The sequence below is a fragment of the Paraburkholderia caffeinilytica genome (genome assembly GCF_046030355.1).
GTDB lineage: Bacteria > Pseudomonadota > Gammaproteobacteria > Burkholderiales > Burkholderiaceae > Paraburkholderia > Paraburkholderia caffeinilytica_B.
On sequence record NZ_JAQQCQ010000002.1, the window covers coordinates 290,531 to 304,539 of the forward strand.

Sequence of the window (14,009 nt, forward strand, 5' to 3'; positions counted from 1 at the left end):
TCCCGGAACGCGAACGCCGCCGCTGCCGAACCCTGACCATCACGCTCATCAGACGACCTCCATGCTTCGCCACCTCTCGATACGCGACTTCGTCATCGTCGCCGCGCTCGATCTCGAATTCGACAGCGGCTTTACCGTTTTCTCAGGCGAAACAGGCGCCGGCAAGTCGATCCTGATCGACGCACTGGCCCTCGCGCTCGGCGCCCGCGCCGATGCGAACGTGGTGCGCACCGGCGAGAGCCGTGCCGACATCACCGCGGAGTTCGAGACGCATGCGCAAGTCGATCAATGGCTCGACGAGCAGGCGCTCGGCGCAACCGCCGACGACGATCACCACGGCGGCACCGTGATGCTGCGTCGCGTGGTGGATGCGACCGGCCGCTCGCGCGCGTTCATCAACGGCACGGCGGCGACGCTCGCGCAGTTGCGTGAAGTCGGCGAGATGCTGGTGGATATTCACGGGCAGCATGCGCACCAGTTGCTGATGCGTCCGGACGCGCAACGCGAACTGTTCGACACCCACGCCGGCCTCACGGAAACCGCTGCAACCGTCACGCGTGCATGGCGGTCGTGGCGGGAAAAGGTTCAGGCCGTCGAGCATGCGCAAACGCGCGACCGCGAGCTGCAACTGGAGCGCGAGCGTCTCGCCTGGCAGCTCACCGAACTGGACAAACTGTCGCCGCAACCGGGCGAATGGGAAGAGGTCAACGCCGAACACCGGCGCCTGTCGCACTCGGCCAATCTGATCGACGGCGTGCAAGGGGCGCTCGGCGCGCTCTCCGAATCGGACGAGGCGATGATCACGCATCTCGCCTCGATCGTGTCGAAGGTGCGCGACCTCGCTGAAATCGACCCGGCGCTGAACGACGTGCTGGCCGCCCTGGAGCCGGCGGAAATCCAGTTGCAGGAAGCGGCCTATTCGCTCAGCCACTACGCGCAGAAGCTCGAACTGGATCCCGACCGGCTCGCCCAGGTCGAAAAGCGTCTCGATGCGCTGCACTCGACCGCACGCAAATTCCGCCTGCAACCCGAGACGCTGCCGGAAGAGCACGAGGCGCGTCGCGCGCAACTGGCCGCGCTCGACGCCGCAGCCGATCTCGACAGCCTGCACGCGGCCGAAGCCAAAGCCAAAGAAGCCTTCCTCGCCGAAGCGAAAAAGCTCTCGAAGGCGCGCGCCAAAGCCGGAAAGGCCCTGGGCGCAGCCGTGACCACGGGCATGCAGGAATTGTCGATGAAAGGCGGCAGCTTCGAAGTGGCGCTGGTGCCGTTGCCGGAAGGCGGCGCGCACGGGCTCGAGCAAGTCGAATTTCGCGTCGCCGGTCATGCCGGTGTGCCGCTGCGGCCGCTCGCGAAGGTCGCGTCAGGTGGCGAACTGGCGCGGATCAGTCTCGCCCTGGCTGTCATTGCGAGCGCCGCGAGCCCGACACCCACCCTGATCTTCGACGAAGTGGACACGGGGATCGGCGGCGGCGTGGCCGAAGTGGTTGGACGATTGCTGCATCAACTGGGACAAGCACGTCAGGTGCTGTGCGTCACGCACTTGCCGCAAGTTGCCGCGCGTGGCGATCACCACTTCCAGGTGGCGAAGTCGGGCAACGGCAAGGGCGGCACGGTCAGCAGCGTGACCTCGCTCGACCGCGCGAGTCGCGTCGAAGAAGTCGCGCGGATGTTGGGCGGGCTGGAGATCACCGCGACGACGCGCAAGCATGCGAAGGAAATGCTGGCAGCCTAGAAGCGCAGGCGGCAAACCATCGTGGCCGCCTCCTGCCAGCACAAGGCAAGGTCGGCGGCGGTCCCTGCCCCTACTGAGTTGCGCAAAGCGCAACTCAGCCAAACACCCGCTCCCAAAGCCCCAGTACCGCTTCACGCTCAGTCACCACCAGCGCCGGATCGACCCGCGCCTTCTCCATGCCGTCCAGCCGCAACTGGTGCTGCAGCTTCCGGTAGACCCGATAAGCCGCCCCGACCGTCTCCGCTTCCGCCTCGCTCATCAAGCCGAAGCGCGACACTTCACGCAGCAGCGCGATGTTACCGGTATTGCGGATCAGTTCGGGATCGCTCGCCGCGTGCAGCAGCACCCAGTACTGCACGGTGAATTCGATATCGACCATGCCGCCGCGATCGTGCTTCAGGTCGAACAGCGCGGTATGGTTCGGATGCCCCGCCTCGACGCGCTCGCGCATCTCGACGATTTCCTTTGCGAGCGGCGCGGCCTCGCGCGGCGTGGTCAGCACCTGTTCGCGGATCTGCTCGAATTTCGCGCCGATTTCGGCGTCGCCCGCGCAGTAGCGCGCGCGGGTCAGCGCCTGATGCTCCCACACCCACGCCGTGTTGGCGGCATCGCCTTCGCGTAGTTGATAACGGCGGAACGCGTCCAGATCGGTGACGAGCAGGCCCGACTCGCCGTTCGGCCGCAGCCGCAAGTCGACATCGAACAAGGTGCCCGCGCCGGTCGCCGTCGTCAGCCAGGTGATGAGGCGGCGGGTGTAGGTGGCGTAGACGTCGGCGGCGGCATCGTCCGGATCGTCGTAGAGGAAGATGACGTCGAGGTCGGACGCGTAGCCGAGCTCCTTGCCGCCGAGCTTGCCGTATGCGATCACTGCGAACTTCGGCACCTCGCGATGGCGCTTGGCCAGTTGCTTCCAGACCGCTTCGAGCGTGACGTCGAGCACGGCGTCGGCGAGTTCGGACAGGCGGTCGCTCACATGCTCGACGCTCAGCCTGCCGGCCAGATCGATCAGCAGGATGCGGAACACCTCGGCCTGATGGGCGTGGCGCAGCAGATCCATCTGTTGCTCCACGCCATCCGCCGCGGCCAGACGCAGGCGCAGCGTGCGCTTGAATTCAGGCCAGTCGAACGGACTGTCCATCGCCTCGTCGTCGAGCAGTTCGTCGAGCAATTGCGGGTGGCGAATCAGATAACCGGCGGCCCAGCGCGAACCACCCAGCACCGACAGCACCCGATGCAGCGCCTGCGGATATTCGGTCAGCAGCGCAAGGTACGCGCCGCGCCGGCTCACGGCTTCGAGCAGATCGAAGAAACGCGCCACCGTATCGCCGCGCCGTTCGGGCGGCTCCAAGGTACGCGCGGCTTCCAGCGCTCGCTGCGCGACGATATCGAAGCGCTGACGGCTGCGCTCGGCGAGCCCCGCGTAACGCGACGACTGCCATACCGCACGCAGCCGCGCCAGCAGCTCGCCCGGCTCGGGCACGCCCAATTCGATCAGGCGCGCGCCAAGCGCGTCGTCTGCGCTGTCGTCGGCGAGCGCGCTGCTCCAGACCCACGCCGCCGCGCCGTCTTCCGGTGCGCCGCAGCCGTCGCGGCCGCTCACCTTGTCGGCAAAAATCTGGTCGAACTGCTGTTCGACGAACTCGCGGTGCGCGTCGAGCTTGAGCATCAGTGCGGCATAGTCGTCACAACCCATGGCTTGCGCGAGCGCCACACGCTCCTCGGGATCGACCGGCATTGCGTGAGTTTGCGCGTCGTTGCGGTATTGCAGACGGTGCTCGAGTTCGCGCAGGAAGCGGTACGCCTGCGAAAGTTTCACGCAGACCGAGGTATCGATCAGCCCGTGCGTGGCCGCGTGCCGCAAGACGGCGAGCGTCGGCCGCACCCGGAAGCCGGCATCCTGGCCGCCGCGGATCAGCTGAAAAACCTGAGCGCTAAATTCGATTTCGCGGATGCCGCCACGGCCCAGCTTGATGTCGTCAGCCTTGTCGGGGCGCATCGAGGCGCGCCGCTGCGCTTCCTGGCGAATCTGCAAATGCAGCGCGCGAATCGCGCTGATCACGCCGAAGTCGAGATAGCGCCGATAGACGAACGGCGTGACGATCGCGTCGAGTTGTTTCTGCAGCCGCACAGCCGCCTCGCTCGTGCCTTCGGATACGAGCCGGCCCTTGATCCACGCATAGCGCTCCCACTCGCGGCCCTGCACGTAGAAATACTCTTCGAGCATGCCAAGGCTGCACACAAGCGGCCCGGAATCGCCGTTCGGCCGCAAGCGCATATCGACCCGGAACACGTAACCGTCGGCGGTCACCTCCGCCAATGCGCCGATCAACCGCTTGCCCAGACGCGTAAAAAAGTCCTGCGTCGCGATCGGTGAACGCTGGCCGCCCGCGGTCTCACCGTCCTCTTCATAAATGAAGATCAGATCGATATCCGACGACACGTTCAGCTCGCGCCCACCCAGCTTGCCCATTCCGACCACGCCGAGCGCAAGCCGCTCGCCCTGCGGTCCGCGCGGTTCGCCATAGAGCGTTTCGAGTTCGGCGGACACGACCGCGAGCGCACGCTGGATCGTCGTCTCGGCCAGATCGGTCATTGCGCCGGTGACTTCGGCGACATCCGCCTCGCCCGCCAGGTCGCGCTCCATCACGGCGCAAAATACCTCGGTACGCAACTGGCGCAAAGCCCGTTTGAGTGCATCCTCACTCAAAGGACCACCGCCCGCGCCACCCGCTTCTGCGCACAGCGCGTCAAACCGCGCATCGATCCGTTCGCGTGTGAGCGGTGCGGACGCGAGCGCCGCCACCTGCGGCACGATTTGCGGACGAGCCGCCGCGGCACGCGCCGCGTAATGTGAATAGCTTGAACTCAGGAGAGTAGCGTCGGTCATCAGGGGTCTGGCTCGCTCGTTGCTTTGTCAGTATTGTTCAGTTCGCTGCAACACACGGGTCCATGCGGACCCCATGGCCTCGCACAGGTCTGGAGACGGCATGGAGAAAGGGTTTGCCGGAGGTCCGCCGACGCTTTCCCGTGTGTTACATTTCGTCGTTAATTCGCAAAACTACCATACGCCCACCCGCCGCAGCATGTCCGAGCGAAACGAATCCGCCGACCCGCACGAAACCGGGCAGGTCCGGCCTGTGAGCGGAAGCGACCACATCGTGCTGCGTCGGACCTTTCACGTGGTCCTGGCGCTCGCCCTGGTCCTGTACTTCATCGCGACGGGCCTCTTTCTCGGCCTGCGTTACGTAGTGCTGCCGCGCGTCGACGCGTTCCGGCCGCGCATCGAGGCCACGGTCTCCGAAAAGCTGCACGCCCAGTTCACCATCGGCAAGCTGGCGCCGCATTGGAGCGGCTTCCAGCCGGGCCTCGACGTCACCAATATCGTCATCCGCGACGCTGAAGGCAACGCGGCGCTGACCATTCCCCATGCCACCGCCACCGTTTCGTGGAAGTCGCTCTGGCAATTCCATCCCGCGCTGTCCAGCCTGATCGTCGATCAACCCGATGTGCTGGTATCGCGCAGCAGCGACGGCGTGATTTCGGTGGCGGGCGTGCCGGTGCCCACCCGGCACAGCGGCAACGACACCCTCTCCACATGGCTATTGCGCCAACAGGCGATCGTGGTGCGCGGCGGCGTGCTGCGCTGGCGCGATGCCGAACATGACGCGCCGGAACTCGCCCTGCGCGACATCCGGATTGCGATTCTCAACGACGGCTACGATCACCAGCTCGCGTTGCAGGCGCCCGCCGACGGCCATGTCCTGCACGGGCCGATCGACTTCCGCACGCATTTCAAACACGCCCGGCTCTCCGCGATCGGCAAGCCGATCAACTGGGCCGGCCAGGTCTATATGTCGACCGGTCCGGTCGATCTGCCGACTCTCGCGCGCTACATCAATTTTCCGATCGAGACGTTCGCCGGCCGTATCGACAACGCCATCTGGGCCGATTTCGCCGACGGCCGCATGACGTCAGCGAGCGGGCAACTGGCCGGTACGAATGTCTCGATGCGGGTGCGCCCGACCCAGCCCAAGCTGGACGTGCCCATCGCCAATTTCTCGTGGCGCGTCACGGTCAACCAGGGCGACTACACGCTGCAATTGAACGACTTGCACGCCGAACTCGGCCAGCCGCCGCTCGACGACGGCACACCACTCACCCGCACCCTCGCGCTCACCACGCTGAACGGTCGCCTCCGGACCGCCTCGCTGCAGCATGGCCAACTCGTCAGCGTCAGTGGCGACCGCGCCGATTTGGGCATCCTCGCCGAATTCAGCCGCGCGCTGCCCTTGCCGCGCCTCCTGCTGAACAATCTGGTGCGCTTCAATCCACGCGGCATGGTGGCGAACTATGTGATCGAGGTGGAACGCGGCAAGCCCGAGTCGGGCGAAGCGGGCAGCGACCACCGGCCGAGCGGCGCCGAGCCCATCGAGCGCTATCGTTTCAAGGGCGATCTGCAGGGCATCAGCATCGCCGCGCAGGAACCGCCGCCGGGACTCACCCCGCTGAACCACCCGCGCGCCGGCATTCCCGGCATCGAAAATCTATGGGGCAGCGTCGATGCCGACGAAAAACACGGCACCGCGACGCTCGACACCTCCAACGTCGCGATTACCTTGCCAGGCGTATTCGACGACCCGCGCCTGACACTCGACCGTCTGCATGGGCGGGCAGACTGGACCATCACGCCCAAGGCGCCGGGCGAAAATCACCCTGCCTTCAAAGTCAAGCTGGCCGACTTCGGCATCTCGAACGCAGACGCTGACGCCACCGCTACCGCCGACTACAGCAACCCAGGCCATGGGCGCGGCTCGCTCGATCTGAAGGCCGACTTCCAGCGCGCGCAGGTCACGCGCATCGTCCGCTATCTGCCGACCAGCATCAGCGAAAAGCTGCGCATCTATCTGGGCCATGGGCTGCAAGCCGGCATCTCACGCGGCGCGACGATCGAAATACACGGCGATCTGACCAAATTCCCCTACTCGCGCGCCCCGGAGGCCGGGATTTTCCATATCGTCGCGCCGTTCAAGGGCGGCAAGTTCGACCCTTCGCCGTACCCGCCGCGCAACATGAAGAACGGCACGCCGAACGTGTGGCCGCCGCTGGATGGCATCGACGGCGTGTTCGAACTCAAAGAGAACAAGCTGCGCTTCGATATCGACCGCGCCCATTACAAGCGGGTCGCGTTGAACAAGGTGAACGGCAAGATCGACGATCTCGGCACCCGCGCATCGGACCTCATCATTACGGGCAACGGCCGTGGGCCGCTGGCCGACATGCTCGACTACGTCGACGCAAGCTCGCTCGGCATCATGGCCAAGCATGAGACCGAAAAAGTGCGCGCCGAAGGGCCCGCCGCGCTGGCGCTCAAACTGACCGTGCCGCGCACGCCGAAGCCGCATATCGGCGTGGAAGGCGCGGTGGGTTTCCAGAACAATCGCCTGACCGTCGATAACGTGCCGCCGCTGTCGCAACTGAACGGCAAGGTGCACTTCACCGAACATTCGGCACAACTCGACCGGCTCTCCGGCCAGTTCATGGGGGGCGACGTACACGCCAATGGCGGTCTGAAGCAGGACGGCACGTATGCACTCGATCTCGGCGGCCATATCGCCGTCGATGCCGCGCGCGGCCTCAATCTGCATGGTCCGGCCGCCGAGGTGCTGACGCGCATGAGCGGTAGCGCGCCCTACTCGCTCAACGTTCGCGGCGCCAAAAAGCGGTTGCCCGAAGTCACGGCGAACTCCGATCTGACCGGCCTCGCCCTCGACTTCCCCGCGCCGTTCAATAAACCGGTCGGCACGCCGATGCCGCTGCACTTCGCGATCAGCCCCTTCGCCGATGCAAGCGAAGCCGGCCTGGAACGCGCCGATCTCACCTTCGGTCCGATCGCCGCCACCTATCTGCTGCGCTACCAGCCGAAAACGCCGCCGACGGTCGTGAGCGGCGCAATTGGCGTCAACAAGCCCGCCGACATGCCGTCCGAAGGCGTGATCGCCGCCGTCGACCTGGAAGCGTTCGACGCCGATGCATGGCGCGCGCTCGTCACGCAGATGCGCAACAAGGACGTGCCCACTCCCGCGCCCGCCGCTCCGACCACGCCGAATCCGACCCTCGCGCAATTCCTGCCGAGCCGCTTCGCGGTGCACATCGGTACGCTGACACTGCTCAAGCGGCACTGGGACAGCGTGATCGTCGGCGCGTCGCATGCGGACGGCAAATGGCAGGCCAATATCGCGTCGAACCAGGTGTCGGGCCACGTCTCCTGGCTGCCGGGCGCCAGCAAGGAATCGCCGGGCACGCTGCAGGCACGCTTTGCCCGTGTGGTGATCCCCTCGGCCACGGATAAAGACCTGCTCGGCCGGGCCATTTCCGCGCCGGCGCAGAACATGCCGTCGATCGATCTGGTGGTCAACGAGTTGATCGTGCGCGATCGCAACATAGGCCGGCTCGAAGTCGATGCGCACAACTTCGAAGAAGACGGTGTGCCAGTCTGGCAACTCGACAAGCTGGACATCACCAACCCCGCCGCGACGTTGACCGCCACCGCGAACTGGCGCACGTCGACAGGCTTCAGCAACACCGCCGACGAAGCCACGCCGCGCCGTACCGTGTTCAATTTCAAGCTCGACATCAAGGACGCCGGCGCGCTGCTGGAGCGCTTCGGCCAGCCGCACACGCTCAAGGCCGGCAACGGCACGCTGTCCGGCAAGGTGGTGTGGCTCGGCGGCCCCACCACCATCGACTATCCGACGCTCAACGGCAATCTGGCCGTCGATCTGCGCCATGGGCAGATTCTCAAGGTGGACCCAGGCGTCGCGAAGCTGCTGGGCGTGCTCAGCCTGCAAAGCCTCGCGCGCTTCGCCACGCTCAATTTCCGCGACGTGATCGGCGAGGGGCTGCCGTTCGAGCACGTCACCGGCACGGGCGAGATCCACAATGGCATTGGCCGCACCGAGAACTTCGAGATGGTGACGGCGCCGGCCCGCGCTGAGATGAAGGGCTCGGTGGATCTGGCGCAGGAAACCCAGGATCTGCACGTGCAGATCGTGCCGACCGTCAGCGCCGGCGCTGCCGTGATCGCCGCGACCGTAATCAATCCGCTGCTCGGGCTGGGCGCGCTGGTGGCCGATCTGGCGTTCAGCAAGTCGGTCTCCACCGCGTTTGCGCGCGAGTACGCGATTACCGGCCCGTGGTCGAAACCGCACATCGAGCGGGTGAAGAGCGATCGCGGTAAGATGGACGCTCCGGCTTCGACCGTGGAAGCGCACTGAGCCCGATCCTGTGTTTGATCAGAAGAGCGCCGTGCCGCCCCACCGTCCCCAGCCAGCCTTGAACGACGTATGCGGCGCCCACGGTTCGCGCCGCCGCCTTGCCGGGAGTTTTTCGAAACGCTCATGAGCGAAACACACGTCTCTTCATCCTCGTCCACCGCTTCGTCCGCTGCCTCGCCCAGCGTGGTGTCCAGCGGATCTTCCGAAAGCGCGTTCCGCGTGGCCGCGCTGCAAATGGTGAGCACGCCGGATCGCGAACGCAATCTGGCCGAAGCGGAACGACTGATCGCCGAAGCCGCCGCCGACGGCGCGCAACTGGTCCTGCTGCCCGAGTATTTCTGCTTCATGGGCTTCAAGGACACGGATAAGCTCGCCGTGCGCGAGCCCTACCAGGACGGCCCGATCCAGCGCTTCCTCGCCGACGCCGCGCGCCGCCACAAGGTCTGGGTAATCGGCGGCACCTTGCCGTTGATGTCGCAGGAACCGGCACGCGTGCTGAACACCACGCTGGTGTTCGACCCGCAAGGCAACGAGGCCGCGCGCTACGACAAGATCCATCTGTTCAATTTCGAAAAGGGTGAAGAATCGTTCGACGAGGCACGCACCATCTGCCCCGGAGGCGAAGTTCGCACCTTCGAGGCGCCGTTCGGCCGGGTCGGCCTGTCGGTCTGCTACGATTTACGCTTTCCGGAGCTGTACCGGCGCATGGGCGACTGCGCGCTGATCGTGGTGCCGTCGGCGTTCACTTACACCACCGGCCGCGCGCATTGGGAAATGCTGCTTCGCGCCCGGGCGGTCGAAAACCAGTGTTACGTGCTGGCCGCCGCGCAAGGCGGCAAACATGAAAACGGCCGCCGGACATGGGGCCATAGCATGCTGATCGACCCGTGGGGCGAAATCGTCGCGGTGCGCGACGAAGGCACCGGCGTGGTGGCCGGCAATCTCGAGCGTGCGCGCATCGACGAAGTGCGGCAGAGCCTGCCCGCCTGGCGTCACCGCGTGCTGAGCTGCTGACGTATTACCTGACATTGAAAGTGCGGCGCCTGTCACTCATATAGGGGTGATAGAAGCGCTAACCGAATCCTTCGTATCGAGCAGAACATACTTCGCATGAACATCATCGAACCCGGTATCCGTAATCTCGCCACCGCCAAGGATATTCTCCTGACGCCCTACGGTCTCGACGAATCCCTGCTCACCCGCACGCTCGCCGAAATCTTCACGCACAAGATCGATTACGCCGACCTGTACTTCCAGTACACGCGCAGCGAAGCGTGGAGTCTGGAAGAAGGCATCGTGAAGTCGGGCAGCTTCAGCATCGACCAGGGTGTCGGCGTGCGCGCCGTGTCGGGCGACCGCACGGCCTTCGCGTATTCGGACGACCTGTCGCCCGAAGCGATCCGTCAGGCGGCGCTCGCCACCCGTTCGATTGCCAAGGCGGGCGGCGGCAAGCAGAAGATCAAGGTGGCCACATCGCTGACCGGCATTGCCGGGCGCGATCTGTACCTGCCCGCCGATCCGCTGCACTCGCTTGACGCGACCGCCAAGGTCAAGCTGCTCGAGCGCATCGAACAGATGGCGCGCGGCCGCGATCCGCGCATCCAGCAGGTGATGGCGGGCCTCGCCGGCGAATACGACGTGGTGCTGGTCGCGCGCAGCGACGGCGGCTTTGCAGCTGATATCCGTCCGCTCGTGCGCGTGTCGGTCACGGTGATCGCCGAGCAGAACGGCCGCCGCGAAATCGGCAGCGGCGGCGGTGGCGGCCGCTTCGACTACGGTTACTTTACCGACGAAGTGCTGTCGGGCTATGTCGACGACGCCGTGCATGCGGCGCTCGTGAACCTCGACGCCCGCCCGGCTCCGGCCGGCGCGATGACCGTCGTGCTCGGACCGGGCTGGCCCGGCGTGCTGCTGCACGAAGCGATCGGCCACGGCCTCGAAGGCGACTTCAATCGCAAGGGATCGTCGGCGTTCGCGGGGCGAATCGGCGAGCAGGTTGCGGCCAAGGGCGTGACCGTGGTCGACGACGGCACGCTGCCGAACCGCCGCGGCTCGCTGAACATCGACGACGAAGGCAATCCGACCCAGTGCACGACGCTGATCGAAGACGGCATCCTGAAGGGCTACATCCAGGACACGCTGAACGCACGCCTGATGAAGATGCCGGTCACCGGTAACGCGCGCCGCGAATCGTATGCCGCGCTGCCGATGCCGCGCATGACCAACACGTACATGCTCAACGGCGACAAAGACCCGCAGGAAATCATCGCATCCGTGAAGAACGGCTTGTACGCGGTGAACTTCGGCGGCGGCCAGGTCGACATCACGAACGGCAAGTTCGTGTTCTCGGCCTCCGAGGCATACATGATCGAAAACGGCAAGGTCACGTACCCGGTGAAGGGTGCGACGCTGATCGGCAGCGGCCCGGAATCGCTCAAATTCGTCAGCATGATCGGCAACGACATGAAGCTCGATTCGGGCGTCGGCGTGTGCGGCAAGGAAGGGCAGAGCGTGCCGGTCGGCGTGGGTCAGCCGACGCTGCGTATCGACAAGATGACGGTCGGCGGCACGGCCTGATTTGGATGTAGACGCATACTTCGTGCACATAACGCTCGAAGTATGCGGATTTACCGCATTTTTGCACCTTGCAGCTTGCCAACCCCGCTTGCCCGGGTTATAAAGTCACTCACCCTTTTTGACCAGCGACCTATTTCGCCATGTCCGCCAAGTTTTACTTTTATTTTTTTTGGCATCTCAGACCGCTGGCGGATCGAGAGGGGTGTTAGTGCACGCAAGACACCCAGAATTCACGAAAACCGCCAGCTAGCCTGGCGGTTTTTTTTCGCCCCACGCCTTTGAAACTTTTGCCGTTGAAATCTTTTTGATTGTTGTTCGCCGTGGCATCGCTGCCTGATCGCCGTCTGATCGCAGCCCTCGTTGCCCGTGCGAACACGCTACGACCGATTCAGGAGAACAAACATGCCCCCGCACAACACCGACGATGTCCGCATCCGCGAATTGAAAGAACTCACGCCGCCCGCTCACCTGATCCGCGAATTCGCTTGCGACGAAACGGTGTCCGACGTGATCTACAACTCGCGCAATGCGATGCATCGCATCCTGCACGGCATGGAAGACCGTCTGATCGTCATCATCGGACCGTGCTCGATTCACGATACGAAGGCGGCAATGGAATACGCCGGGCGTCTCGTCGAACAGCGCAAGCGCTTCGCCGGTGAACTCGAGATCGTGATGCGCGTGTACTTCGAAAAGCCGCGCACGACGGTGGGCTGGAAGGGTCTCATCAACGACCCGCACATGGACAACAGCTTCAAGATCAACGACGGCCTGCGCACCGCGCGCGAACTGCTGCTGCGTATCAACGAACTCGGCCTGCCGGCCGGCACCGAATACCTCGACATGATCAGCCCGCAGTACATCGCCGACCTGATCTCGTGGGGTGCAATCGGCGCACGCACGACCGAATCGCAAGTGCACCGCGAACTGGCTTCGGGGCTGTCGTGCCCGGTCGGCTTCAAGAATGGCACGGACGGCAACGTCAAGATCGCCGTCGACGCGATCAAGGCCGCCTCGCAGCCGCACCATTTCCTGTCGGTCACCAAGGGCGGCCACTCGGCGATCGTCTCGACGGCCGGCAACGAGGACTGCCACATCATCCTGCGCGGCGGCAAGACGCCGAACTACGACGCGGACAGCGTCAATGCGGCATGCGCCGATATCGGCAAGGCCGGTCTCGCCGCGCGTCTGATGATCGACGCGAGCCACGCGAACAGCTCGAAGAAGCACGAGAACCAGATTCCGGTGTGCGCGGACATCGGCCGGCAGATTGCTTCGGGCGACGAACGGATTGTCGGCGTGATGGTGGAATCGCATCTGGTCGCAGGCCGCCAGGATCTGCAGGAAGGCTGCGCGTTGACGTACGGTCAGAGCATCACCGATGCCTGCATCGGCTGGGACGAAAGTGTCGCCGTGCTGGAAGGTCTCGCCGAAGCGGTCAAGCAACGGCGTGTGGCGCGCGGTAGCGGCAACTAAAAAATCGCCAGGCGCCTCCGCGCGATCGATGTAGTTGGCTCAACGAAAACCCGGCTCATGCAGCCGGGTTTTTTATTAGCCGAACGGACGAATGGTGCTCCATGCGCCGCCTCTGTACCGTAACAACTCGTTGCCGGGTCGGATACGACTTGACCGGGCTGAGTGTTACGTATAAGATTTTGTACATGAAAGGTGGCTATGGGGCAGGAAAAAGAAATTCACTGGATGGGCTCCAGCTATCACGATTTACTCGCCTTTCCCGAAGAACCGCGTCGCCGGGCCGGATTTCAACTTGGCAAGATTCAGGCAGGTCTGGACCCCGACGATTGGAAGCCGTTTGATTCGATCGGCGCCGGAACACGCGAGATTCGCATCCGTGAGGCTGACGGTATTTTCCGCGTGATGTATGTCACCAAGTTCGTGGAAGCTTTGTATGTACTGCATTGCTTCCAGAAGAAAACGCAGAAGCTCGGACCGCAGGATAGAAAGATTGCCGAAATGCGGTATCGCGCCATCATCAATGAGAGGAAAACTTAGCAAATGACGATCGACACAAAAATCCGTCACGTAACAAAACCCGGCGCAAACCTGTTTCTCGAACTCGGCTTCTCCGCCGAAGAAGCGAAGCGCTTGCACGCCGCCTCGCAAAAACAGATCAACGACACGCGGCTGCTCAAGGAGCAACTGATGACCGAGCTGTCCAGCTGGATCGAACAGCACCATTTGAAGCAGGCCGAGGCAGCCGAGATTCTGATGGTGTCGCGCCCGCGCGTGTCAGACGTGGTCAACAAGAAGACCACCAAGTTCACTATCGATACGCTGGTCGAAATGATGAGCCGGATCGGCAAGCCGGTCACGCTGGCTGTTGGGTAAGGCGCATGGCGCAGCCCGGTGTGCTCTCATCCGCAGCTTGCCATGCGTCCTGCTTCACTGCACCGCGTCCGAATCGA

At 64.3% G+C, this 14,009-nt stretch carries 8 protein-coding genes; 7 read left to right on the forward strand and 1 reads right to left on the reverse strand.

Translation table 11 applies throughout. From position 1 onward, the window contains the following. Positions 1-61: 61 nt before the first annotated feature. The gene (gene recN, locus PQQ95_RS03645) at positions 62-1,732 is read left to right on the forward strand and encodes a DNA repair protein RecN (protein WP_408434975.1); all 1,671 of its coding nucleotides are present in this window, start codon (positions 62-64) and stop codon (positions 1,730-1,732) included. 94 nt (positions 1,733-1,826) lie between these two features. Here recN and glnE read toward each other — a convergent pair whose 3' ends face one another. Next, positions 1,827-4,619 carry a bifunctional [glutamate--ammonia ligase]-adenylyl-L-tyrosine phosphorylase/[glutamate--ammonia-ligase] adenylyltransferase gene (gene glnE / locus PQQ95_RS03650; protein WP_408434977.1) on the reverse strand — a complete coding sequence of 931 codons (2,793 nt, stop codon included), beginning with the start codon at positions 4,617-4,619 and terminating at the stop codon, positions 1,827-1,829. A 196-nt stretch (positions 4,620-4,815) separates the two neighbouring features. On the opposite strand from glnE, the gene PQQ95_RS03655 reads away from it, so the two are divergent. The 6 genes from PQQ95_RS03655 to PQQ95_RS03680 all read left to right on the forward strand — a co-directional run bounded on the left by PQQ95_RS03655 (position 4,816) and on the right by PQQ95_RS03680 (position 13,932). Continuing rightward, the gene (locus tag PQQ95_RS03655; protein ID WP_408434979.1) at positions 4,816-9,006 is read left to right on the forward strand and encodes a YhdP family protein; all 4,191 of its coding nucleotides are present in this window, start codon (positions 4,816-4,818) and stop codon (positions 9,004-9,006) included. A gap of 123 nt (positions 9,007-9,129) precedes the next feature. Beyond that, a complete protein-coding gene (locus tag PQQ95_RS03660) occupies positions 9,130-10,020 on the forward strand; it encodes a carbon-nitrogen hydrolase family protein (protein ID WP_408434980.1) in 891 nt (296 codons plus the stop codon). Between the two features lie 96 nt (positions 10,021-10,116). Beyond that, positions 10,117-11,583, forward strand: coding sequence for a metalloprotease TldD (tldD, locus tag PQQ95_RS03665; RefSeq protein ID WP_408434982.1), 1,467 nt, complete (start codon positions 10,117-10,119; stop codon positions 11,581-11,583). Positions 11,584-11,985: 402 nt separating this feature from the next. After that, positions 11,986-13,059, forward strand: coding sequence for a 3-deoxy-7-phosphoheptulonate synthase AroG (aroG, locus tag PQQ95_RS03670; protein ID WP_408434984.1), 1,074 nt, complete (start codon positions 11,986-11,988; stop codon positions 13,057-13,059). Positions 13,060-13,257: 198 nt separating this feature from the next. Then, positions 13,258-13,596 (forward strand): type II toxin-antitoxin system RelE/ParE family toxin, encoded by a 339-nt coding sequence (locus PQQ95_RS03675; RefSeq protein WP_408434985.1) that lies wholly within the window; start codon positions 13,258-13,260, stop codon positions 13,594-13,596. A gap of 3 nt (positions 13,597-13,599) precedes the next feature. Next, entirely contained in the window at positions 13,600-13,932 is a 333-nt protein-coding gene (locus PQQ95_RS03680; RefSeq protein WP_063494819.1) for a helix-turn-helix domain-containing protein, read from the forward strand. Positions 13,933-14,009: the final 77 nt, after the last annotated feature.

Excerpts from the sequence above, each read along its gene's own strand:
- glnE (WP_408434977.1), bottom strand. The coding sequence starts at position 4,619 with ATGACCGACGCTACTCTCCTGAGTTCAAGCTATTCACATTACGCGGCG.
- aroG (WP_408434984.1), top strand. The coding sequence starts at position 11,986 with ATGCCCCCGCACAACACCGACGATGTCCGCATCCGCGAATTGAAAGAA.
- tldD (WP_408434982.1), top strand. The coding sequence starts at position 10,117 with ATGAACATCATCGAACCCGGTATCCGTAATCTCGCCACCGCCAAGGAT.
- PQQ95_RS03675 (WP_408434985.1), top strand. The coding sequence starts at position 13,258 with ATGGGGCAGGAAAAAGAAATTCACTGGATGGGCTCCAGCTATCACGAT.
- PQQ95_RS03655 (WP_408434979.1), top strand. The coding sequence starts at position 4,816 with ATGTCCGAGCGAAACGAATCCGCCGACCCGCACGAAACCGGGCAGGTC.
- PQQ95_RS03660 (WP_408434980.1), top strand. The coding sequence starts at position 9,130 with ATGAGCGAAACACACGTCTCTTCATCCTCGTCCACCGCTTCGTCCGCT.
- PQQ95_RS03680 (WP_063494819.1), top strand. The coding sequence starts at position 13,600 with ATGACGATCGACACAAAAATCCGTCACGTAACAAAACCCGGCGCAAAC.
- recN (WP_408434975.1), top strand. The coding sequence starts at position 62 with ATGCTTCGCCACCTCTCGATACGCGACTTCGTCATCGTCGCCGCGCTC.